Source organism: Mesorhizobium sp. ORS 3428, assembly GCF_001854785.1.
GTDB lineage: Bacteria > Pseudomonadota > Alphaproteobacteria > Rhizobiales > Rhizobiaceae > Mesorhizobium.
The window spans coordinates 1-22,016 of record NZ_MDFL01000101.1 but is presented as its reverse complement, the minus strand read 5'-3'; the positions used below and the strand labels follow the sequence as shown (position 1 = coordinate 22,016).

25 protein-coding genes are annotated in these 22,016 nt (G+C 65.6%); 14 read left to right on the top strand and 11 right to left on the bottom strand.

The genetic code is table 11. The annotated features are described in order from the left end of the window. Nucleotides 1-122: 122 nt before the first annotated feature. The 6 genes from ORS3428_RS08845 to hemC form a co-directional block, all read right to left on the bottom strand. Complete coding sequence (locus tag ORS3428_RS08845) at nt 123-839, bottom strand: glutamine amidotransferase (protein ID WP_071096532.1); 717 nt, start codon at nt 837-839, stop codon at nt 123-125. 17 nt (nt 840-856) lie between these two features. After that, nucleotides 857-1,336 (bottom strand): tellurite resistance TerB family protein, encoded by a 480-nt coding sequence (locus ORS3428_RS08840; protein ID WP_071096530.1) that lies wholly within the window; start codon nt 1,334-1,336, stop codon nt 857-859. 37 nt (nt 1,337-1,373) lie between these two features. Further along, nucleotides 1,374-2,951, bottom strand: a complete 1,578-nt coding sequence (locus ORS3428_RS08835) for a heme biosynthesis protein HemY (protein ID WP_071096528.1) — start codon at nt 2,949-2,951, stop codon at nt 1,374-1,376. Nucleotides 2,952-2,961: 10 nt separating this feature from the next. Then, nucleotides 2,962-4,428: a COG4223 family protein gene (locus tag ORS3428_RS08830; protein ID WP_071096526.1), complete on the bottom strand. Its 1,467-nt coding sequence runs from the start codon at nt 4,426-4,428 to the stop codon at nt 2,962-2,964. Between the two features lie 105 nt (nt 4,429-4,533). After that, the gene (locus ORS3428_RS08825; protein WP_071096524.1) at nt 4,534-5,247 is read right to left on the bottom strand and encodes a uroporphyrinogen-III synthase; all 714 of its coding nucleotides are present in this window, start codon (nt 5,245-5,247) and stop codon (nt 4,534-4,536) included. Between the two features lies 1 nt (nt 5,248). Then, complete coding sequence (hemC, locus tag ORS3428_RS08820) at nt 5,249-6,175, bottom strand: hydroxymethylbilane synthase (protein WP_071096521.1); 927 nt, start codon at nt 6,173-6,175, stop codon at nt 5,249-5,251. A gap of 226 nt (nt 6,176-6,401) precedes the next feature. Between hemC and tsaD the strand changes: the two genes are divergently transcribed. The 6 genes from tsaD to ORS3428_RS08790 all read left to right on the top strand — a co-directional run bounded on the left by tsaD (nt 6,402) and on the right by ORS3428_RS08790 (nt 10,549). Beyond that, on the top strand, nt 6,402-7,487 hold the full coding sequence (gene tsaD / locus ORS3428_RS08815; protein ID WP_172833670.1) for a tRNA (adenosine(37)-N6)-threonylcarbamoyltransferase complex transferase subunit TsaD: 1,086 nt from the start codon (nt 6,402-6,404) through the stop codon (nt 7,485-7,487). Further along, entirely contained in the window at nt 7,484-8,503 is a 1,020-nt protein-coding gene (locus ORS3428_RS08810; RefSeq protein ID WP_071096517.1) for an NAD(P)H-dependent glycerol-3-phosphate dehydrogenase, read from the top strand. Before tsaD ends, ORS3428_RS08810 begins: the two co-directional genes overlap by 4 nt. A gap of 16 nt (nt 8,504-8,519) precedes the next feature. Next, nucleotides 8,520-8,816 (top strand): YciI-like protein, encoded by a 297-nt coding sequence (locus ORS3428_RS08805; RefSeq protein WP_071096515.1) that lies wholly within the window; start codon nt 8,520-8,522, stop codon nt 8,814-8,816. A gap of 176 nt (nt 8,817-8,992) precedes the next feature. After that, the gene (locus ORS3428_RS08800; RefSeq protein WP_071096513.1) at nt 8,993-9,418 is read left to right on the top strand and encodes an EVE domain-containing protein; all 426 of its coding nucleotides are present in this window, start codon (nt 8,993-8,995) and stop codon (nt 9,416-9,418) included. Continuing rightward, a complete protein-coding gene (locus ORS3428_RS08795; protein WP_172833669.1) occupies nt 9,373-10,071 on the top strand; it encodes a class I SAM-dependent methyltransferase in 699 nt (232 codons plus the stop codon). The genes ORS3428_RS08800 and ORS3428_RS08795 overlap by 46 nt, the downstream gene beginning before the upstream one ends. Nucleotides 10,072-10,123: 52 nt before the next feature. Further along, nucleotides 10,124-10,549 (top strand): DUF1761 domain-containing protein, encoded by a 426-nt coding sequence (locus ORS3428_RS08790; RefSeq protein ID WP_071096511.1) that lies wholly within the window; start codon nt 10,124-10,126, stop codon nt 10,547-10,549. Between the two features lie 34 nt (nt 10,550-10,583). Here the strand turns inward: ORS3428_RS08790 and gcvA are convergent, their stop codons facing one another. Then, nucleotides 10,584-11,510 carry a transcriptional regulator GcvA gene (gcvA, locus tag ORS3428_RS08785; RefSeq protein ID WP_071096509.1) on the bottom strand — a complete coding sequence of 309 codons (927 nt, stop codon included), beginning with the start codon at nt 11,508-11,510 and terminating at the stop codon, nt 10,584-10,586. Between the two features lie 130 nt (nt 11,511-11,640). Between gcvA and ORS3428_RS08780 the strand changes: the two genes are divergently transcribed. Then, nucleotides 11,641-11,901 carry a hypothetical protein gene (locus ORS3428_RS08780; RefSeq protein WP_071096507.1) on the top strand — a complete coding sequence of 87 codons (261 nt, stop codon included), beginning with the start codon at nt 11,641-11,643 and terminating at the stop codon, nt 11,899-11,901. Between the two features lie 56 nt (nt 11,902-11,957). Here the strand turns inward: ORS3428_RS08780 and ORS3428_RS08775 are convergent, their stop codons facing one another. Then, the gene (locus ORS3428_RS08775) at nt 11,958-12,515 is read right to left on the bottom strand and encodes a L,D-transpeptidase family protein (protein ID WP_172833668.1); all 558 of its coding nucleotides are present in this window, start codon (nt 12,513-12,515) and stop codon (nt 11,958-11,960) included. Between the two features lie 123 nt (nt 12,516-12,638). On the opposite strand from ORS3428_RS08775, the gene ORS3428_RS08770 reads away from it, so the two are divergent. Together ORS3428_RS08770 and ORS3428_RS08765 are read left to right on the top strand one after the other, a co-directional pair. Beyond that, nucleotides 12,639-13,322: a response regulator transcription factor gene (locus ORS3428_RS08770; protein WP_071096505.1), complete on the top strand. Its 684-nt coding sequence runs from the start codon at nt 12,639-12,641 to the stop codon at nt 13,320-13,322. A 186-nt stretch (nt 13,323-13,508) separates the two neighbouring features. Beyond that, the gene (locus tag ORS3428_RS08765) at nt 13,509-13,964 is read left to right on the top strand and encodes a cyclic nucleotide-binding domain-containing protein (RefSeq protein WP_071096503.1); all 456 of its coding nucleotides are present in this window, start codon (nt 13,509-13,511) and stop codon (nt 13,962-13,964) included. Between the two features lie 56 nt (nt 13,965-14,020). Here ORS3428_RS08765 and zapE read toward each other — a convergent pair whose 3' ends face one another. The 3 genes from zapE to ORS3428_RS08750 all read right to left on the bottom strand — a co-directional run bounded on the left by zapE (nt 14,021) and on the right by ORS3428_RS08750 (nt 16,531). Beyond that, nucleotides 14,021-15,223 carry a cell division protein ZapE gene (gene zapE / locus ORS3428_RS08760; protein ID WP_071096501.1) on the bottom strand — a complete coding sequence of 401 codons (1,203 nt, stop codon included), beginning with the start codon at nt 15,221-15,223 and terminating at the stop codon, nt 14,021-14,023. A 136-nt stretch (nt 15,224-15,359) separates the two neighbouring features. Beyond that, complete coding sequence (locus tag ORS3428_RS08755) at nt 15,360-15,899, bottom strand: protease inhibitor Inh/omp19 family protein (protein ID WP_071096499.1); 540 nt, start codon at nt 15,897-15,899, stop codon at nt 15,360-15,362. A 164-nt stretch (nt 15,900-16,063) separates the two neighbouring features. Beyond that, nucleotides 16,064-16,531, bottom strand: coding sequence for a VOC family protein (locus ORS3428_RS08750; RefSeq protein ID WP_083355069.1), 468 nt, complete (start codon nt 16,529-16,531; stop codon nt 16,064-16,066). A gap of 207 nt (nt 16,532-16,738) precedes the next feature. Here ORS3428_RS08750 and ORS3428_RS08745 point away from each other — a divergent pair, with 207 nt between their 5' ends. The 5 genes from ORS3428_RS08745 (at nt 16,739) to ORS3428_RS08725 (ending at nt 21,902) form a co-directional block, all read left to right on the top strand. After that, nucleotides 16,739-16,900 carry a DUF1328 family protein gene (locus ORS3428_RS08745; protein ID WP_071096494.1) on the top strand — a complete coding sequence of 54 codons (162 nt, stop codon included), beginning with the start codon at nt 16,739-16,741 and terminating at the stop codon, nt 16,898-16,900. Between the two features lie 178 nt (nt 16,901-17,078). Beyond that, nucleotides 17,079-17,963, top strand: coding sequence for a diaminopimelate epimerase (gene dapF, locus ORS3428_RS08740; protein WP_071096558.1), 885 nt, complete (start codon nt 17,079-17,081; stop codon nt 17,961-17,963). Beyond that, complete coding sequence (gene mtaB, locus ORS3428_RS08735; RefSeq protein ID WP_071096492.1) at nt 17,963-19,291, top strand: tRNA (N(6)-L-threonylcarbamoyladenosine(37)-C(2))-methylthiotransferase MtaB; 1,329 nt, start codon at nt 17,963-17,965, stop codon at nt 19,289-19,291. The genes dapF and mtaB overlap by 1 nt, the downstream gene beginning before the upstream one ends. Before the next feature lie 13 nt (nt 19,292-19,304). Continuing rightward, nucleotides 19,305-21,182: a signal recognition particle-docking protein FtsY gene (gene ftsY, locus ORS3428_RS08730; RefSeq protein ID WP_071096490.1), complete on the top strand. Its 1,878-nt coding sequence runs from the start codon at nt 19,305-19,307 to the stop codon at nt 21,180-21,182. Between the two features lie 63 nt (nt 21,183-21,245). Then, nucleotides 21,246-21,902: a septation protein A gene (locus tag ORS3428_RS08725; protein ID WP_071096488.1), complete on the top strand. Its 657-nt coding sequence runs from the start codon at nt 21,246-21,248 to the stop codon at nt 21,900-21,902. The last annotated feature ends 114 nt before the right edge of the window (nt 21,903-22,016 follow it).

Genomic DNA, 22,016 nt, shown 5'->3' with positions numbered 1-22,016 from the left:
CAGCTTTTAAGCGATGGCAACACCGTCCCCAACGACCGAGATGGAGGCGCAAAGCGGTCGTCCACGCCTCGGCAGGCGTAAGGCATCTTCGGTCAAAACCGACCGTTCAGGACAATTGGTTTTTAACCCACCGCCGGCTTGCCAAAAATCAGGCTCAAAAACTCGCCGAGCCAGCGTTTTAAGTGCATGTCCCAGATCAGCCGGCCGCCGAGATGGTCGCGGCCGGGCTGCGCGCCGGGCAGCTCGAAGCGATGCGCGCCGCGGACCACCCAGCGCTGCATCATCACCCTGGTCAGCTCGCCATGGAACTGGATGCCCCAGGCGTTCTCGCCGTAACGAAAGGCCTGGTTGGGATAGGTCTCTGCCGTGGCCAGCAGCGTCGCGTCCTTCGGCAGCGAAAAGCCCTCGCGGTGGAACTGGTAGACCATCTCCGGCCAGTGCAGCAGCTTCTTGCCCGCCTCGGTCGCCTTCAGCGGATACCAGCCGATCTCGACCAGCCCGTCGCCATGGCCCTCCACCTTGCCGCCGAGATGGTTGGCGAGCATCTGCGCGCCGAGGCAGATGCCGAGAAAGGGCCGGTTTTCCTTGAGCGGGATTTCGAGCCAGTCGGTCTCGCGGCGGACGAAATCGTCCTGGTCGTTGGCGCTCATCGGCCCGCCGAAGATGATCGCGCCGGCATGGCCCTCCAGCGTGCAGGGCAGCTCATCGCCGAGCGGCGGCCGGCGGATGTCGAGGTCGAACCCTTCTTCCAGGAGCATATGGCCGACGCGTCCGGGRCTCGAAGTCTCCTGATGCAGCACGATCAGGATCTTGGGTCTCGGCCTCGGTCTGGGTGGCATGGAAGAAGAAGGGTCCTCTATTCGTCGCTCGACGTTCCGCGCGCGTCCGGGGCCTCGGCAGCCGCCTTGCGGCGTGCCTCGATGCGGTYATGGCGCTCGACRCCGATCAATTCGGCGACGCGCCAGACGGTGTTGTCTTCGAGCTCGTGCAGCTCGCCATCGGCGTAGACGATTTCCCACATCAGCCCGATGAAGGCATTGCGCGCCTCGRCATCGAGATGGCGCTTGAGCACGCTGGTAAAAGCATAGAGGTCRATCGCTTCATTGTCGGCGCGCTCGCCTGCTGCCGCCAGCGCATCGAGCTCGTCRCCGCTGATGGAATAGGTTTCGGCGAGGATTTCCTTGAAACGTTCCCACTCGACATCCTGGCGCACGCCGTCGGCGTTCATGACATGGTAGAGCAGCGCCGCTGCCGCCACGCGCGGATCGTCGGCGCTTGGTCTCCTCGCGYCGGCAGCCGGCAAATCCCTCAAGAACGACAGCACGCGTTCGAACATCTACACCATTCCCTGTCGGCCAAGTGCCGGCCAAAACTCAAAACAAACGAAAGCGGCGCGGCGATTTATCCGCCTTGTCTTCCGGCGCGACGCCGGGATCATCCGGCAATCGCGGTGACTCCGAGGCCTGCCCTGCGGTTTCGCCATCGGGGGCAGCCTCGGCAATCGCCATGTCCTTCCCGCCACCGTTCGATGCCGCTTGCGCCGGCTGTTCGGACAAAGTGTCGGGCACAATGTCGATCGTCTTTGCTTCAGTCGCCGCGGCAGGCGGGGAGGCGGGGATTGCGGCTACGGCCGCATCGACCTCGCTGTCGATCAGCTGCCCGAGCCGCTCCATCGGCGCGCGCCAGGTGAAGGCGTCGAGCTTGCCGGTGATTGGCGAGACTGGCGCCCAGCGCTCGGAGACGACGCCGTCGGCGACCCAARCCGGATCGCGCGGCGCGCGCACGGCCTTCGACAGCAACTGCCGCACCTTGCCCTGGTCGCCGGTTTCGGCCTCTTCGATGTCGGCCAGAAGCAGATAGGCGCCCTCGCGGCGATCCATGCGGATCGCGGCTTCCGCCTCGCGCCGGGCGGTGGCGAAATCCTGCGCGTCGAGCGCAGYGCGCGCCACGGCCATCGACGATTCGGCGTGGTTCTTCTTCATTTCCTGCAGCTTCTTCGCCCGGTTGAGGCGATCGAGCACCGCATCGCCCGGCCGTGCATGGGTGTAAAGCTCGGCGATGTCCGGATGCGGTTCGGCCCTCCAGGCGGTCTCGAGTATCTTGGAACCCTTGCGCACGTCGTTTTGCCGAAACAGCAGATTGGCGGCGATCAYCGCCGCCGGCGCGAAATCGGGCGCCAGCTTGTTGGCTTCGAGCGCCGCGGTCCTGGCGGCGTTCGGGTCGCTGTCGGTCAGCACTTGCGCCTTGGCCGTAAGCAGCACCGCGCGCCGGCGGTTGGCGGCGTCGCGCTCGATCTGCCTGGTTGACTTCTGCGCCTCGACCAGTTTCAGCGCGCCGTCCCAGTCGCCGCGCTCGGTGAGTTCCTCCAGCGTCGATTCGGCGGCCCAGGCAAGCTGCGGCGCCACCGCCGCGGCACGCCCCGCATAGTGGCGCGCGGCATTGCGGTCGCCCAGCCGCTCGGCTTCGAGATAGAGCCCGCGGAGCCCCAGCAGCCGCATCTCCGGATCGTCGAGCATGCGCTCGAATTTCTCGCGCGCGCCCTCGTGGTCGCCTTCGAGCAGCGAGGCCTGCGCGTCGAGCAGATGGATCAGCGGTTCCTGGTCGGAGCTGATCAGCTTCACCGCTTCCTTCGTCTTCTTGCGGGCGAGCGCGCCATCRCCGGCGCCGGCCGCGATCATGCCGGTCGACAGCGCCTGGTAACCGCGGTCGCGGCGGCRCACCCTGAAATAGCGCGAGATCGTATAAGGGCTGTTCCACAGCGACTTGAGCAGCCACCAGACAATCATCACCGCGGCGACGACCGCAACAATCGCCACCGCCGCCACCATCAGCGTGACCTGGTATTGGTAGCCGTTGAAGGTGACGATCATTTCGCCTGGGCGGTCGGCCAGCCAGGCAAAGCCAAGCCCCAGCGCGAAGACGACGGCCAGGAAGATGAGGATGCGGATCATCGGACGGTCCTCATGCCTTCGTCGCGCCGGCAATCAGCGCTTCGATCTGCTTCTCGACMTCGAGCCGCGCCTTCAGTTTGCCGGCAAATTCAGCRCCGGCCGACTTTGCCGCATCGGGCAGCGTGTCATATTCGCTGAGCGCCTTGGCGTAGTCGCCMTGGTTGACCGCCACTTCCATGCGGGCGACGGTTTCCGGCGCGCCCTTGCCCTCGACGACGCCGACCGGCCRCACCTGGACCAGCGATTTCGCACTCGAAACCAGGCTTTGGAAGAAGCCGGCATTCTGGTCGACCGGCGTCGCCGCCTCGACCATGGCGTTGGCGGCGGTGTCGACCTCCGAGGCGATCGTTGCGCGGGTCGRCACGCCTTTCTCGGCATAGGACCRCAGCACCGCGATCTCCGGCGCGTTCGGCGCGATTGCGGCGAAAGTGTCGAGCTCGGTCRCAAACGGTGCACCGCGGTCGAGTGCCGCCTTCAGCGCCGAGGCGGCGATTGCGAGTGCGATCTTCGGCTGCGAGGCCTGCGCCTCGACCTTGGCGGAGAGCTGCTGCACCGATTGTTCCAATGCCGCGACCCGCCCGTCCRCAGCCTTTGCCGCGTCGGCGGCCGATTTCACCAGCGCGTCGAGCCCGGCGAGCTTCTCGTTGAGCGGGCCGAGATCGACCGGAGCAGCACTGCCGGCCTTCTGCAGATCGGCGACGGCCGTCTCGATCTGGCCGATCTTGTCGTTGAGCGCCTTGAGCGCGGCGCCATCGCCGTTCCGCCCGGCCGACGATTTCAGCTCAGCCACATCCGACTTTACCTGGTCGAGCGCCGACGACAGGCCATCGACCTTGGCCGAAGCGCCGGTGGCGCCCGTTTCCTTGAGCGTCGCGATTTCACCCTTGAGCGAAGCGATCTCACCATTGACGCCGTCGAGCGACGCGCCGCCCGAGGCCGGAGATCCGAGCAGGCCGACCGCCTGCAGGAGGCCGGCGCCGGCAAGCGCAACCACGCCGCCGACGAGCCCGGCGGCAATCATGTTGACGCCGGAGCGGCTGGAAGCCGGCGCGCCGCGATCGTCGTTGCGGGTCTCGTTTGTCGTCGACGCCGAAGCGGCTGAACCGGTCTTGCTCGCCGACGCATCTTCGAAGCTGTAGCCGAAGTCTTCGGGCTGGTTGTTCGCGGGTTTCGATCCGTTGGGATAGGAACCTTCCGCCTCGTCCTTGCCCTTCGCCTCAGGTTCGCCGGTTTCGGCCTGCGGCGCGTCGGCATGCTCCCACGGCTCGATGTCGGTCTGCTCGGCATGCATGGGCTCTTCAGCAGCTTCCGCCTGCGAGGCGGCTTCCTGCGCCTTCGCCTCGTCGGTCTCAGCCGGATGGCTCTCGGCCTTGGCGGCATCCTCGCCGGTGATTCGCGAGACGGCGCCGGGATCGAGTTCGATCGTCACCGGCTCGCGGCGACTCTTCGAATGTCGCGTCTTCGGCGTCTTGACCATGCTTGGGCTCCGCAAATTGGCTTGAGGATGGTTCGAAGGGTCTAGAGCTCAAGGATGCTCTAGCACATCACCAAGCGGTGAAAAGGGGCGGTGTGATGACGCGGGTCAGCGCGGCGGCGACAAAAGCGCCAGCAGCGCATCTTCATCGGGTTGCGAGGCAATCCTGATCTTTTCCTTGGCGATACCGTCGAGCGCGTTGGCGACACGCGCGGACAGCGCGAGAAACGCTGTTTTTCCAAACAGGCCGCGCAAGGCAGCCCGGCTGATCAGCGCGCTCAGCGCGGTCGCCGCCTCGGCGGAATAGAGCAGCGCTATATCGATTGGTTTGTTCGAAAGCCGCACCGCGATCTCCTCGTCGCCAAGGTCCATCCGAACGGTGTCGTAGATCTCGATCGCCTGGACCCGCACCCCCGCCGCCGCGAGCCGCTCCTCGARGACCGGGAAGCGCACGCGCCCGCAAAGGTAGACGATGTCCTTACCGGCAAGACCGCCGCCGWTCGCATCTGCCRACACCCCGGCATCGCCCGGGCCTTCAGCGACGGACAAAAACCCTGCGGCGCGGCAGGCTTCGGCCGTTCTCCCGCCGACGGCATGGCAAGGCAGGGCGGCAAGCGCCGCGACTAGTTCCCCCGGTGCATGGCGCACCGCATTGGCGCTGGTGACGGCGACCGCGACTGCATCCGGGATGGCCGCCCGATCGACCGGCAATGYCGTTGTTTCCGTCAGCGGCAGCAGTATCGGTTGAAATCCCTTGGCTTCGAGTCGCCGGGCCGTGCGGGAGGCGCCCGGTTCCGGTCTCGTCACCAGGACGCGGACCATGTCAGGTCCATCCTTCGAAGAATTTGGCGCCGGCCTTGGCGCGCACTGTCCGCGCGGCTTCCGCGCCAATTTCCGCCGCGTCCACCGCCTGGCCCGCCAAGTTGACCTCATGTGACTCGGTGCCGTCGGGCGAAATGATCAGGCCGGCGAAAGACAGCCATTCGCCCGATATCGTCGCATGGCCGGCGATCGGCGTGCGGCAGGAGCCGTCGAGCGCGGCAAGGAAGGCGCGCTCGCAGGCCAGCGCCTKGCCGGTCGGCGCGTCGTGGATAGCCGCGAGCATTTTTTCGATTTCGCCGTCGCCGATCCGGCTTTCGATGCCGATCGCGCCCTGCCCGGGCGCCGGCGGGAAGACATCCAGCGGCATCAGGTCGGTGATGACGTTCTCGAGCCCGAGCCGCTTCAACCCGGCATAGGCGAGGATGGTGCCTTCGGCGACTCCCTCATCAAGCTTGCGGAGTCTCGTCTGCACATTGCCGCGGAACAYCACCACCACGAGATCCGGCCGCATCCGGCGGATCAGCGCCTGGCGCCGGAGCGATGACGAGCCGACCGTCGCGCCGTGCGGCAGGTCGGCGATCCGCTTCGCGGTCTTGCYGATGAAGGCGTCGCGCGCGTCCTCGCGCGGCAGAAAGGCGGAAAGCTCCAACCCATCGGGCAGCACCGTCGGCATGTCCTTTGACGAATGCACCGCGAGGTCGATGCGGCGGTCGAGCAGGGCTTCCTCGATTTCCTTGGTGAACAGGCCCTTGCCGCCGGCCTCAGACAGCGGCCGGTCCTGGATGYGGTCACCGCTGGTCGAGATGACGACCACTTCGAAGGCCTCCTCGGGAAGGCCGTGCGCCTTCATCAGCCGCGCCCGCGTCTCATGCGCCTGGGCCAACGCCAGCGGGCTACCGCGTGTTCCGATTTTCAAGGTTGTTTGCATGGCGCGCGGTCCGTGATAACCCCCGGGCGGTTCGAGGTCTGCCGAGATTTAGGTCAGGCCGAGCCGAAAATGGTGGGTTTCGAGAACCGGAGCGGAGCGTACCTTGAGTACGTGAGCACCGGGAGCGCAGAAAACCGCCATTTGCAGGCCRGCATTACCTGAATATCGGTAGACGTCCTATCTAGGAAAGACGGAAGACACAATCTTTGAGGACAGCGACGAATTGATCCGCGTTCTGGGCATTGAGACGAGTTGCGACGAGACTGCGGCCAGCGTTGTGGCGCTGAACGGCGGCTCCGCGCCCGAAATCCTCTCCAATATCGTACTCAGCCAGATCGAGGAGCACGCGGCCTTCGGCGGCGTCGTGCCCGAAATCGCCGCCCGCGCCCATGTCGAGGCGCTGGACGGGATTGTCGAGGCAGCGCTTGCCGATTCGGCCGTGTCGCTTGACGAGGTCGATGCCGTGGCTGCGACGGCCGGACCGGGTCTGGTCGGCGGGCTGATCGTCGGATTGATGACCRCCAAGGCGATCGCGGCGGCTGCCAACAAGCCGCTGATCGCCATCAACCATCTCGWAGGCCATGCGCTGACCGCAAGGCTGACCGACGGTCTCGATTTCCCCTATCTGCTTTTGCTCGTTTCCGGCGGCCATACTCAGATCGTCGCGGTGCGCGGCGTCGGCGACTACCAGCGCTGGGCGACGACCATCGACGATGCGCTGGGCGAGGCCTTCGACAAGACGGCCAAGATGCTCGGCCTGCCCTATCCGGGCGGCCCGAATGTCGAGAAGGCCGCGGCCGGCGGCGACGCGAGCCGCTTCGCCTTTCCGCGCCCGATGAAGGGCTCGGCACAGCCGGACTTCTCCTTCTCCGGCCTGAAGACGGCCGTGCGCCAGGCGGCGACGGCGATCGCGCCGCTCAGCGACCAGGACGTGGCCGATATCTGCGCCTCCTTCCAGGCGGCGGTAGCGGACGCGTTGGGCGACCGCGTCGCCCGCGCTCTCGCCCGTTTCCGCAAGGAATTTCCTGACAAGGCGCACCCTGCGTTGGTCGTCGCGGGCGGTGTCGCCGCCAACCGCACGATCAAGGCGACATTGGAGGCGCGCTGCTCCAAAGCCGGTTTCGCCTTCGTCGCGCCGCCGCAAAAGCTCTGTACCGACAATGCGGCGATGATCGCTTGGGCCGGCATCGAGCGGCTGCGCGCCGGCATGGCTGGCGAGAACGCCGCCGACTTCGTGCCGCGCTCGCGCTGGCCGCTGGACAGCGTTTCAGCCCCCTTGGTGGGCTCGGGCCGACGCGGTGCCAAGGYATGACCAAGAAAGGCACGCCCAGCAAGAGGCCGGCGAGCGGATGGCGCGTTGCCGTGCTGGGCGGCGGCGCCTGGGGCACGGCGCTGGCGCTGGCCATGCTGCGTGCCGGCCATTTCGTTCGCCTTTACGCGCGCGACGACGAGACTGTGGCCGCCATAGATCGCGGCGAGAATCCACGCTACCTGCCCGGCATCGAGATTGAGCCCGGCATCGTCGCGACCAGCGATATCGGTGCCGCGCTCGACAGCGCCGATTGCGTGCTGGCGGTGACGCCGGCGCAGTCGCTGCGCGCGGTGCTGGCCACTGCTGCCGGGCATGTGCCGCCGCGCGCGCCGCTCGTGCTCTGCGCCAAGGGCATCGAACGCGGCACCGGCGCGCTGCTGTCCTCGATCGTCGAGGAAAGCCTGCCCGGCAATCCGGTCGCGGCCCTGTCCGGTCCGAGCTTTGCCGGCGATGTCGCACGCGGCTTGCCGACCGCCGTGGTTGTTGCTGCCCGCAACGGAGCACTGGCGGCCGAGCTTGCCGCCCGTTTCTCGGCCGAGAACCTGCGCTGCTATTCCAGCGACGACCTGATCGGCGTCGAGATCGGCGGTGCGCTGAAGAATGTCTTCGCCATCGCCGCCGGTGCCGTCACCGGCGCCGGGCTCGGCGCCAGCGCCCAGGCCGCAATGGTCACGCGCGGCTTCGTCGAGTTGCGTCGCATCGGCGCTGCCTTCGGCGCCAAACCCGAAACCTTGATGGGTCTTTCCGGCCTCGGCGACCTGATCCTTACTTGTTCGTCGGCRCAATCGCGCAATTTTGCCTATGGYCTGGCGCTGGGACGTGACAGGCCCCTTGCCGGCCTGTCTCTCGCCGAAGGCGTACCGACCGCCGGCATCGCGGCCCGCATCGCGGCCGAACGCGGCATCGACGCGCCGATCATTTCCGCCGTCGCCGCCATACTCGACGGCAAGTTGACCGTCGGCGAGGCCGTTACAGCGCTGATGGCGCGGCCGCTCAAGACTGAAACCGACATCTGAACCCTCGGAGCTAGACATGTTGTTCGCGTTGATTTGCAAGGATAAGCCCGGCAGCCTGCAGCTGCGCGCCGATACCCGACCGGCRCATGCGGCGTTCCTGGAAGGACTGATCAGCGAAGGGCGGCTTGCCTTTGCAGGCCCCTTCCTCGACGCCGACGGGAAGCCCGACGGCAGCCTGGTAATGATCGAGGCCCCAGACATGGCCGGCGCGCAAGCCTTGGCGGCCGCCGATCCCTATGCCAAGGCCGGTTTGTTCGAAAGCGTCGAAATCCGTGCATGGAACTGGGTCTTCCAGAAGCCGGCTAGTCAATGATCGTTCGTTGGCGCTGCCCCTCATCCGCCTGCCGGCACCTTCTCCCCGTAAGAACCGGGGAGAAGGGAGAAGCTCCAACGCCGACGGCCCCCTCTCCCCGTCCTTACGGGGAGAGGGTAGGGTGAGGGGCAGYGCCAACGCTGAATAAATGGTCAACCGACAACGGGACAACTAAGATGAACTACTGGCTGTTCAAGTCCGAACCCTCGGTCTTTTCCTTCGAGGCGCTGACGGAGAAAGGCGAGGCCGGCACGCAGTGGGACGGCGTGCGCAACTACGCGGCGCGCAACAACATGAAGGCCATGAAGATCGGCGATCTCGGCTTCTTCTATCATTCCAATGAGGGCCTCGACATCGTCGGCATCGCCGAGGTCTGCGCGCTTGCCCACCCCGACACCACCACCGACGATCCGCGCTGGGAATGCGTCGACATCCGCGCTTATCAGTACGTGCCGAAGCCGGTGACGCTGGAACAGGTCAAGGCCAATCCGAAGCTCGCCAATATGGCTCTGGTCCGCCTTGGCCGGCTTTCCGTGCAGCCGGTGACGCCGGACGAATGGAAAGAGGTTTGCCRCATGGCCGGCCTCGACCCGGCACCGTGACCCGGCTCACGCCCAAAAACGCGAAGACATTCATCCTCGACAATACGGCGCTGATGGCGCCGCCGCATGTGCCGGAAGTGCTGCTGCATCTGGCCGACGAAGCGCATGATCTGTGGTTGCGCACCGAGGAGGAACTGGCCGAGATCGGCCTGCCGCCGCCATTCTGGGCCTTTGCCTGGGCCGGCGGCCAGGGCCTCGCCCGCTATGTGCTTGACCATCCGGCCAGCGTGCGCGGCAAGCGCGTGCTCGATTTCGCCTCCGGCTCCGGCCTTGTCGCCATCGCCGCTTTGAAGGCCGGAGCTTGCGAGGTCATCGCGGCCGATATCGACCCCTTCTGCGCGACGGTGATCGCCCTCAACCTGGAAGCCAACGGAGTCAGCGCCGAATTCCTCGACGCCGACTGCGTCGGCTCGGATGACGGGTGGGATGTCGTGCTTGCCGGCGACGTCTTCTACGACAAGCCGTTGGCGGACAGGCTGATGCCCTGGTTCGCGATCCTGAAGGCGCGCGGCGCCGATATCCTGGTAGGAGATCCCGGCCGCGCCTACCTGCCGAAGAGCGGATTRCATTCGCTCGCCGTCTATCAGGTGCCGGTGACGCGAGCCCTGGAGGATGCCGAGGTTAAGCGCACCACGGTATGGCGCCTCGCTTGACGGTATCACCGAACGGGCGTTCCATCTCACGCCATTCGGGAGGGTAGGAACCATGGACTTTTCAACGGTGAACTGGCTGGCCGTGGTCTGCGCCGCCGTCGTGGCGTGGCTGTTCGGGGCCGTCTGGTACATGGCCTTGAGCAAGCCGTGGCTGAAAGCGGCAAAGCTCGACCCCGCCACCATGAAGCGCTCGCCGGTTCCGTTCATCGTCAGCTTCGTCGCCGAGCTGATCATGGCGCTGGTCATGACGCTGGTGATCGGCGCGCTGACCAGCGGCGAGCCCAATCCGCTCGCCGGGGTGATCTTCGGCTTCGTGCTCTGGCTTGGCTTCGTCGCCACCACGCTCTCGGTCAACCATCGTTATGAAGGCTTCGGCTGGGACCTGACGCTGATCGATGCCGGCCATTGGCTGGGCGTGCTCATCATCATCGGCGTGGTGATCGGCTGGTTCGGCGCGCCGGCTGCGCCGGCGGGCTAGAACAATCTTGCCAAAGGCGGCGGTTGCAGCGTCGCTAGCCTGCGTCCGCGTCTTTCGCCACCTCTTCGAGCAGCCATCCGCGAAAGGCGACGATACGCGCGTCATCCTTCATGGCTTCCGGATAGACCAGGAAATAGGCGAATTCCGGCGCGACCTTGATGCCGAGATCGAAGGGCCGGATGAGCCTCCCTTGAGAAAGGTCGCTGGCCACCATGGCGAAATCGGCCAGCGCGACGGCATGGCCATCGAGCGCCGCTTGCGTGGCGTCGGTCGCCGATCCGAAAACGAGGGTGCGGCTGTCGTCGAAATCGTCGACGCCGGCCGCCTGCATCCACATCCGCCAGTTCGGCCACGTCACCCCCTGCYGCGACCATTCGATATGCGCCAGCGTATGGTGGAAGAGGTCGCGCGGCTCTTTCAGCGGCGGGCCTGAGGCGAGCAGCGCCGGGCTGCACACGGGAATGATGATGTTCTCAAACAGCCGATGCGCGCAAACCCCCGGATATCTGCCGGTGCCGAAACGGATGCCGGCATCGACATCGTCCCGCTCGAAATCCCTGACCTCGTAGGTGATATCGAAGCGCAGTTCGATGCCCGGCTTCTGCCGGCGGAAACCGTCCACGCGCCGCATCAGCCACTTTGTTGCGAACTGCGCGTCGAGCGTCACCTTCAGCAGCGATGTGCCGCGCGTCATCTTGCGCGCGCGGCTGACGGCACGGTTAAGCAGGTCGAGCGCGTCGATCGAAGCCTCATACAGAACGGTGCCCGCTTCCGTCAGCCGGATGGTGCGGCTGGTGCGCGTGAACAGCACCAGGTCGAGCTGATCCTCGATTTCCTTGATCTGGTGGCTGACCGCCGCCGGCGTCAGRCCGAGCTCGTCGGCGGCACGGGTGAAATTGAGGTGCCTGGCCGCGGCCTCGAAGGTCCTCAGCGCGCGTGTTCCGGGCAGCAGGCGGGCCATTCGATCCTCAAAAGAAACTTGAWGATCAGAAAAGAACTACTCGTTTCTCGGTTGGTTTTCAATGCGGCATGATAGCGACATCGAAACACCCTCAAACCGGATTTGATGTCCGGAGAACACGGATAAAGCCATGTCTGAGATCGCTCTGAAGTCCAACGCCGCCCTGAAATCCCGCTCCGGCATCACACTTTGGCTGCATGCTACGATCGATTGGCTGCGCCAGGCCCGGGTCGCTACCCGCCTCGCCCACGAGTCCATCGAGGATCTCTCCGACAGCCAGCTGCGCGATATCGGCGCCGAGCGCTGGGATGTCGCCAGGGCAATGGACCGTGAACTCCGCTCGATCGGGCTGCTGGGTTCGGGGTGGCAACAGCCGGGGAAAAGGCAGTAGGGAATAGRCAATAGGGGAAAGAGACACCTGCTGCCTACTGCCTACATCCTACTCCCCTACCTCACCACCCTCACCACCGTCCGGTCCGACAGCAGCGGCAACAGCCTCGCCATGGTGCGCGCCGTTACCGCGACGCAGCCTTGCGTCGGCGTGAAGCCGGGGCGAGCGAGATGGAAGAAGATCGCGCTGCCGCGTCCGCGCCGGCGCGGCGCGATGTTCCAGTCCAGCACCAGGCACACATCGTAGAGGCGGTCGGCGCGGCGCATCCGCTCATGGCTGGCGCCATAGGGGATCTTCACCGGACGGTTGTAGTTGCGGTCGTCCGGCACTTCGCACCAGCCGAGATCCGGGCCGATCGGCGCCATGGGAAGCCTCGTCCGGCGTCCGCCCGCAAATTGGTCGTTCCGAAAATATCCTGAAAGGATGYGCATTGCTGCCAGCGGCGTGGCGCCGTCGCCCTCGCGCTTGCTGGCGGAGATRCCGCCGCGCCCGAGCGCGCAGGGAAACACCGTCCTGCCGGCCTGCAGGAAGCCCTGCGCAGGGTTGCCGGGCCTTGCGCGCACAACCAGCACGCGCAGACTCTTCGGCAAAAATGCGTCCGCCTCATTGCGCACGCGTTTTTTCTTGTATGATCGTGACACGGAACAAATCACTGTGATCGGCTGTTGCGCCGGTGAGCTTCCGCATAAATGGGGGGAGGTCAACTGAATATTCTTTTTAAAACAACGGATTGATCCATGTCATCACGCACCATCCTGATCGTTGACGACGACGACGACCTGCGAGCCACGCTCGTCGAGCAACTGGCCCTCTATGAGGAATTCGACGTTCAGCAGGAATCCACCGCGGCAAAAGGCGTCGCCGCGGCGCGCGGTGGCCTTGTCGATCTGCTGATCATGGATGTCGRCCTGCCCGACATGGACGGCCGCGAAGCGGTGAAGATCCTGCGCAAGGGCGGCTACAAGGCGCCGATCATCATGCTGACCGGCCATGACACCGATTCCGACACGATCCYGGGCCTCGAGGCCGGCGCCAACGACTACGTCACCAAGCCTTTCCGCTTCGCGGTGCTGCTCGCCCGCATCCGCGCGCAGCTGCGCCAGCACGAGCAGAGCGAAGACGCCACCTTCTCGGTCGGCCCATACACCTTCAAGCCCAGCCAGAAGCTTTTGATCGATCCGCGCGGCGCCAAGGTGCGGCTGACCGAAAAGGAAGCCTCGATCATCAAATATCTCTATCGCGCCGACCAGAAAGTGGTAACGCGCGACGTGCTGCTGGAGGAAGTGTGGGGCTACAATTCCGGCGTCACCACCCACACGCTGGAAACCCACGTCTACCGGTTGCGCCAGAAGATCKAGCGCGATCCTTCCAATGCCGAGATTCTTGTGACAGAAAGCGGCGGCTACAAGCTGGTTCCTTAAACATTTCATGATCTAATGAGCGGTCGGGCGGGGCTGCTTCGGGTACGATCCTAGTGCTGGAGGGTGATGGATCGGCTCGCTGGACGCATCGCTTGATGCGTGATTGGAAGGTTGGAGTGTGCGTGTCCGGAAGGACACGGCGCCCCAAAGGAGGGACTGGACTGACCGCTCGGGGACACAGCTAGGATGGCGCTGGATGACGACATCCGCATCCTGTCCGCCGTGAAGCTTTTTCAGGGCTTCACGCCGGAACAGTTGCGCCTGCTCGCCTTCGGCGCCGAGACCACCTTCCTGCAGGCCGACCGCAAGCTCTATCTCGAGGATGACGAAGCCGACTCGGCCTATATCGTGGTCAGCGGCTTGATCGCGCTCTATCGCGAGCAGGGCGGCGAGCGTGTCCCGATCGGCACGGCAGGCCYGGGCGCCATGCTGAGCGAGCTCGCCCTGATCGCCGACACAAGACGTTTGACCAGCGCCTCGGCCGCGGTCGATTCTGAAGTGATCCGGCTCAGCCGCAAGATGTTCCGACGCATCCTGGAGGAATATCCCGATCTCGCGCTGCAGCTGCACGAGCGCATCCTGGATGAACTCCAGCAGATGATCGCCCGCATCGAGCAGTTGGCGCCCCGCTTCAGCGGATAGAACCCGACCGGGTAGCCAACAGCGAGTTCATCGACCAGATGACGAACGAGCGGTGRCTATGCCTGTGCCTGCCGCGCCTCGGCATGCTCCGCCTCGGCCTGCCGCCGCTCGGCCCAGCGCTCCAGCCAGTCGCGGCTCTGCATCTCGATCAGCCGCGAGGCCGTGCGCTCGAACTCGAACACCTCGTTGCCGCGCTTGGCGGTGTAGAGCCCGGAGGGCTGGGCCGCTGCGCTCATCACCAGACGCATGCGATGGTCGTAGAGCGTGTCGATGAGAAGGATGAAGCGCTTGGCCTCGTTGCGTTTGCCTTCGCCGAGCACCGGTACATGCTCGATGAACAGGGTCGAGAACCGCTCGGCGATCRCCAGGTAGTCGCGCGCGCCGAGCGGCTTTTCRCAAAGCTCGGCAAAGGAAAAGCGCGCGGCGTCGCCGGCGGCGCGCGGCACCACGAGCTGGCGGCCCTTCAGCGTGATCGTCGCCTCCGCAGTCGGCAGGCCTTGCGTCACAACCTTCYAGGCTTCGTCGAGGGCCCGGTCGGCCGCCTCGTCGACAGGCGTGACATAGACCGGCAGACGGTTGAGCTTTTCCTGCCGGTAGTCCTTCTCACTATCCAGCGTCAGCACTTCGGCATTGYGCTCGAGCAGGCGGATGAAGGGCAGGAACAGCTGCCGGTTGAGGCCATCCCGATAGAGGTTCTCGGGCGCGACATTGGAGGTGGCGACCAGCACCACGCCGTTGGAAAACAGCGCCGAGAACAGCCGGGAGAGAATCATCGCGTCGGCGATATCGGTGACGGAAAACTCGTCGAAGCACAGCACCCAGGCTTCCTCGGCCAGCGTCCGCGCCACCGGCGGGATCGGATCGTCCTCCTTGACGTCGCCGTTCTTGCGCGCCGCCCGGTGCTTCTGGATGCGGTCCTGCACGTCGGCCATGAAATCGTTGAAATGGACGCGCCGCTTGCGCCTGACCGGCAGGAGCTCGAAGAACATGTCCATTAGCATCGTCTTGCCGCGCCCGACGCCGCCATAGATGTAGAGGCCCTTGACCGCCTCGCGCGGTTGCTGCCTGCGCGCAAACAGCCAGCCCAGCGCGCTCGATTTCTGCGCCAGCCTTTTCGCGGAGATCTCGTCGGTCAGCCGGTCGAGCGCGGCGACGATGCGCTCCTGCGCGGGGTCGCGTCCGACTGCGCCCGTCTCGACCAGGTGGTCGTAGCGCTGCCTGACGGTCACATGGGTCTGGAGGCCGTCACGCAGATGCATAGGTCACGTCGTTCGAGAGCAATTCCAGGACAAAACGTCCAACGGTCTGCCGTCCAGAGCTGCCTAAAAACAAATGCTCGGAGCGGCTTCGGCGCTTCTATCAAACGCTGAGCCGCTCTCCAAGGGCGGTTTTGCCTTATCTCGTAAGCGAGATCGGCTGGCCGTTGGACGTCTGGCCGTCGAACTTTTCGCCGCCGGACGAATAGAGCCTGGCCAGCGTGCCGCCGTTTTCGTCATAGAGCGTCAGCTGCTTGCCGGAGACATTCCACGACTTAATGCCGTCGATCGGCGTCGGGCAATGCAGCGGTCCGGCACGATAGCCTGCGCCAAACTTGGTCTGCGGCGTCGCCACCTTGCAGCTCTGGCCGCCGACGCTGACGTTCCAGACACCGGCGACGCTGGCCGCGGTCAGGTCCGCGGCGCCCGCAGGCGCCGAGCCATCCGGCGGCAGCGAGGCCATCTGCGTGTTCTTAGGCGCAGTCGGGAATTGCGACGGGTCGGTGGTGCCGGGGGCGGCGGGCGGCGGCAGCTGGTTCTGCGTCACCGTGCCGGAGGGCGCCGGCGTGAGCGGCGCCGGCTGCTGGTCGTCCATCGACGAGAAGCGCGACGTCGAGCAGCCGCTCGCAACCAGCGCAGCCAGCGATACGGCCACAAGGCCGGTCTTCGAAAATGTCATTCAAACCTCCGTCGGATCAGGCCGGGGGGTGCCGTCCGCGCAATGTCCCCGTCATCAAAATGGCGATGGTGGCAGAATTTCAACCCGATATGGTTAAAATAGGGTTTTTGGAGCCGGTGTTGCAAATTTATCGCAAGCGCTCTCATCGCCGGCCAGGGCTGGGATTATGGGCCGTAGGTTCCTGAAATTTCAGGCTTCAGCGGAGCACTGGGCACGAAGACATAGCCGTCCGGGCCGACGACGTAGCATTCGCGCAAGCCATGCGGCTTGTCGATCGAACCGGCCAGCACGATGTGGCCGTGCTCTTCGGCCCTTTTCTCCACCGCATCCGGATCGGCGCCATAGAGGCGCAGTTCGATGCCGGCGCCGCGTGTCTCCGYGCCGGCGAAGACACCGGTCAGCGGATGGTCGAGAAAGCTATGGTCGGCATGCAGCATGAAGGTCGAGCCCAGCAGTTCGACCGCCGCGAAATCCTCGTCGGCATAGATGATGCGCGCGCCGAGCACGTCGCGRCAGAAGGCCTCCATCGCCGCCATGTCGGTGACCAGCAGGTTGACGCCGAGCCCACGCGGCAAAGAGCGGCCGAAATCCTCCGCCTTCATCCACGGCGTCTTGGTTCGCTTCATTGCCATGGCTGTCCCTCCATATCGCCGATCCTAGACGACGCGGGCCTCAGGCCCTTTGGCATTCGCCAGCAAAATGCTTGCGCCAGGCGGCCGTGTCCTTGTTTCAGGGAGTCGATTTCAGGGACATGCCGGCTCCTTCAGCAAGGAATCGGGAAGGAACCCGGGCCACCGAAATGCGTTGGTCCCGCAGTGCAATCTCGCCCGGAGCCTTCCATGCTCAGGTGGATCATTCTTCTTCTGATTATTGCCGCGGCAGCGAGCCTGCTCGGCATGCCGGTGCTCGCCGGAGCCGCAGCGCTGGCCGCGCGCGTCCTGATCGGCATCGTGCTGATCCTCTTCCTGCTGGTCGTGCTCGGCGTCTTCGTTGTGACTTGAATCTGCGTGCGCAATTCCCGTCGGAACACCATTTCACACGAGCTGGAAGCACTTGGGTCCAGCRCCATCGCCGTAGCCAGATCCGGCGGTCTCAACGCGGCCTGAAGCCGCGCCGGACTGGTAATTGCTGCCCGTTTCCGCCATATAGCGCCAAACGGACACGGAAATGACGGGAAAGATGGCAGGAACTGCCCCCTTCGCCAAGATGAACGGCATCGGCAACGAGATCATCGTTGCCGATATGCGCGGCCGTGCCGACAGGGTGACGGCGGCTGCAGCGATCGCGCTCAATGCCGACGTCGCGACCAAATTCGACCAGATCATGGCGATCCACGATGCGAGAACCGCCGGCACCGCCTATTATGTCGACATTCTGAATTCGGACGGCAGCAGCGCGCAGGCTTGCGGCAACGGCATGCGCTGCGTGGTGYAGGCGCTTGCCGCCGAGACCGGGCTGAAGACCTTCACCTTCGAAACGCGCGCCGGCATCCTCAATGCGGAGGAGCATGCCGACGGTTCGATCTCCRTCGACATGGGCAAGCCGCGCTTCGGCTGGCAGGAGATCCCGCTCGCCGAGGAGTTCCGCGACACGCGCATGATCGAACTGCAGATCGGTCCGATCGATGCGCCGGTGCTGCACTCGCCTTCGGTCGTCTCGATGGGCAACCCGCACGCCATCTTCTGGGTCGACCGCGACGTCTGGTCCTACGAGCTCGACCGCTTCGGCCCGCTGCTCGAAAACCACCCGATCTTTCCCGAGCGCGCCAACATCACGATCGCTGAGGTCACCTCGCCGCAAACCATGGTCATCCGCACCTGGGAGCGCGGCGCGGGTCTCACCAAGGCCTGCGGCTCGGCTGCCTGCGCCGCTGTGGTGGCGGCCGCCCGCACCAAGCGCACCGGCCGCAGCGTGTCGCTGATCACGCCGGGCGGCGGCGAGCTGCATGTTGAGTGGCGCGACGACGACCATGTCATCCTGACCGGTGCCGCCGAATGGGAGTTTTCCGGCAGATTCGACCCCTCGACCGGCACCTGGGCCCGCGACACCGAAAGCGCTGCGTGATGTCTGCTCTTGCCAAAGGTCCGGCGCCCGAAGGGCCCCTCGCCACAGGYATTGACGTCGTCACGTTCGGCTGCCGCCTCAACACCTATGAATCCGAGGTGATGCGGCGCGAGGCCGAAAACGCCGGCCTCGGCGCGCTCCCAGGCGGCGCCGTCATCTTCAACACCTGCGCCGTCACCGCCGAGGCGGTGCGCCAGGCCAAGCAGGCGATCCGCAAGGCCCGCCGCGAGAACCCCGAAGCGCGCATCATCGTCACGGGCTGCGCGGCACAGACCGAGCCGCAGAATTTTGTTGCCATGGACGAGGTCGACCTCGTGCTCGGCAATGAGGAGAAGCTCAAGGCGAACTCCTACCGCGCGCTGCCCGATTTCGGCGTCAACGACACCGAGAAGGCACGCGTCAACGACATCTTCTCGGTGCGCGAGACGGCAAGCCATATGGTCGATGYCATCGAGGGCCGGGCGCGTGCCTTCGTGCAGGTGCAGAATGGCTGCGACCACCGCTGCACCTTCTGCATCATTCCTTACGGCCGCGGCAATTCGCGCTCGGTGCCGATGGGCGCCGTCGTCGAGCAGATCAAGCGRCTGGCCGCCAACGGCTATGCCGAGATCGTGCTGACCGGCGTCGACATGACCAGCTTCGGTGTCGACCTGCCCGGCGGCCCCAGGCTTGGAAAGCTGGTCAAGACGATCCTGCGCCAGGTGCCGGAGGTGAAGCGGCTGAGGCTCTCCTCGATCGATTCCATCGAGGCTGACGACGATCTGCTCGACGCGATCGCCACCGAGCCGAGGCTGATGCCGCATCTGCATCTGTCGCTGCAGTCGGGCGACGACATGATCCTGAAGCGCATGAAGCGCCGCCATTTGCGCGATCAGTCGATCCGCTTCTGCGAGGACGTGCGCAAGCTCCGTCCGGGCATCGTCTTCGGCGCCGACATCATCGCCGGCTTCCCGACCGAGACCGAGGCGATGTTCGAGAATTCCGAAAGAATTGTCGAGGAGTGYGGCCTGACGCATCTCCACGTCTTTCCGTTCTCGCCGCGCGAGGGTACGCCGGCCGCACGCATGCCGCAGGTCCGCCGCGAAGTGGTCAAAGAGCGCGCCGCAAGGCTTCGCGCYGCCGGCGAGGCCGCCTATCGCCGACATCTGGCAGCGCTTGCCGGCACGCGCCAGTCGATCCTGGTCGAGCGCGACGGTCTCGGCCGCACGGAAGGCTTCACRCTCGCCGCCATTGCCGCCGGCCAGCCGGGCGAGATCGTCGAGGCGGTTGTTACCGGCCACGACGGCGCCCGTCTGATCGCGGCCCCCGTTGCCGCCCAAGCCGCCTGAGACAGCAAGACGTATGGCTGGATTCTTCAAGAAGATATTTTCGTTCGGCAGGAAAGAGGTCGTCGAAGAGCGGGTCGACGAAACCGCGCCCCTCCCGCCGATCAAATGGGACGCGTTGGAGGCGCTGAAGCCGGAGGCCGAACAGGCCGCTCCCCACCCTCCCCTCGATGGGGAGGGTCGCCACGAAGTGGCGGGGCGGGGTGAAAGCGCCGACACCGGCGCGGCTCACCCCCACCCCCGAGCTACGCGCGGGACCTCCCCCATCGAGGGGGAGGTAGAGCCGGCGCCTCAGCCGGCGCCCGAAGAACCAAAGCTTGAGCCTCTTCCGACCATCCCGCCGGCGCCGGAGCCCGTCGTTCCGTCCGAGCCGGAACCGCTCCCCGAGCCCAAGCCGGAAGAGGAACCGCAACCGGCTCCCGGAACACCCGAACCGCCGGCGCCGGAAGAAGTGCCAGTGCCGCCGGCAGAGCCCGAGCCCACGCCAGGCCCGGCGCCCGAGCCGAAGCCGCAGGAAGTGCCGCCGCCCGCGCCGAGCGAGCCGGGTATAGTGCCGTCGCGGCCGGAGCCGCAGCCCGCACCGGCGCCGGTCGAAGTGCCGACTTCGCCGAGCGAGGTTCCAGCCGAAACACCGGTGCCTCCCGAAATCCCGCCGGCGGCGGCGCGGCCATCTTCAGAGGCCGGCGTCGCCCCGCATCCGCCTGTGTCCCCCTCTCGCGGTCCTTCACGGGGAGAGGGTGAGGGTGAGGGGCAGCGCCAGCCCGTCGAGGACCTGGCGCCCGAACCTGCCGCCGAAATTCCGCCACCCATTCGCCARCCGGCGCCCATCGAACCGCAGCCGGTGCGCGCCGAGACGGCGCCGGAACCTGAAGCCGTTCCTGCGCCGCCAAAGCCCGCGCCAGCCGGCGGCAAGGTGACGGTGGCCAAGAAGGTCGAGCAGAAGGCCGAGCCGCAAAAGACGCCGGAGCCGGCGCCGAGACGCTCCTGGTTCCATCGCATGAGGGACGGGCTTGCCCGTTCCTCGCGCGAGCTCACCGGCAACATCGCCGGCGTCTTCACCAAGCGCAAGCTGGACGAGGACACGCTGCAGGACCTGGAGGACGTGCTGATCCGCGCCGATCTCGGCGTGGAGACGGCGCTGCGCGTCACCGACGCGCTGGCCTCAAGCCGCTACGGCAAGGATGTTTCCGACTCGGAAGTCCGCTCGGTCATGGCGGCCGAGGTGGAAAAGGTTCTGACGCCGGTCGCCAAGCCGCTCGAGCTCGACCTCAGCCACAAGCCGCATGTCATCCTGGTCGTCGGCGTCAACGGCACCGGCAAGACTACGACCATCGGCAAGCTGGCGGCCAAGCTGACCGACGGCGGCCTTTCGGTGATGCTGGCGGCCGGCGACACGTTCCGCGCCGCCGCGATCGAGCAGCTCAAGATCTGGGGCGAACGCACGAAATCGCCGGTCATCGCCACCAAGCTCGGCGCCGATGCCGCCGGCCTCGCCTATGATGCCTTCGAGAAGGCGAAGGAAGCCGGTTCCGACGTGCTGATCATCGATACGGCCGGGCGCCTGCAGAACAAGACCGAGCTGATGGCGGAGCTGGAAAAGATCGTGCGTGTGCTGGGCAAGCTCGATCCGGATGCCCCGCATACCGTGCTGCAGACGGTCGATGCCACGACGGGCCAGAATGCGCTCAGCCAGGTCGAGATCTTCCGCAACGTCGCCGGCRTCAACGGCCTGGTGATGACCAAGCTGGACGGCACGGCCCGCGGCGGTATTCTGGTGGCGATCGCAGCCAAGCACAGATTGCCGGTCTATTTCATCGGCGTCGGCGAGCAGGTCGACGACCTCGAACCGTTTTCCGCCAGCGAATTCGCCAGGGCGATCGCCGGCGTGGCTTGAACAAGGCGTGATCTGTCCGTAACCGCCCGCTTTTCGGCCAGATCATGCGCAAGAAGGACCTTTATGAACATCCTCGAACGCGACCCGTCCGATCCGCGCCGCAAGCCGCTCAATCCTGGCTYGAAGTTCCTGCTCGAGCTTGGGCCCGGCCTGGTGTTCTTCTTCACCACCATCCGCGGTGAATGGCTGGCCGGGAAGTTCCCGATCCTTACCCATCTTGGCGAACCGATCCTGATCGCCACGGCATTCTTCATGGTCGCGACGGCCTTGTCGCTCAGCGCGTCCTGGGCGCTGACGCGCGCCCTGCCGCTCATGCCGCTGGTCTCGGCGATCGTCGTGTTCGTGTTCGGCGCGCTCGCTCTGTACCTGCAGGACAAGACCTTCGCCTTCATGAAGCCGACGATCATCAATTCCCTGTTCGGCTTCGCGCTGCTCGGCGGGCTGGCCTTCGGCAGGTCGCTGCTTGGCTATGTCTTCGATTCGGCCTTCCAGCTGGATGCCGAAGGCTGGCRCAAGCTGACTTTCCGGTGGGGGCTCTTCTTCCTGTTCCTCGCCGTGCTCAATGAGGTGGTCTGGCGCAATTTCTCGGAGGCGACCTGGCTCTATTTCAAGGTCTGGGGCACGATTCCGATCACCTTGCTGTTCACCTTCAGCCAGATGCCGCTGATCATGCGGCATTCGCTGGAGGAAAAAGGCAAGGAAGAGAAGGCTGGCAAATAGCAGTTCCGGGCGATGCCGATGCGCGCTTGCCGCAGGACCCTGTGGTAGCATCCGGCGCGACTCACCTCGGCCCGGCTCATTCCTTGATCGAGATCCTCGCCATCTCCGGCAGCC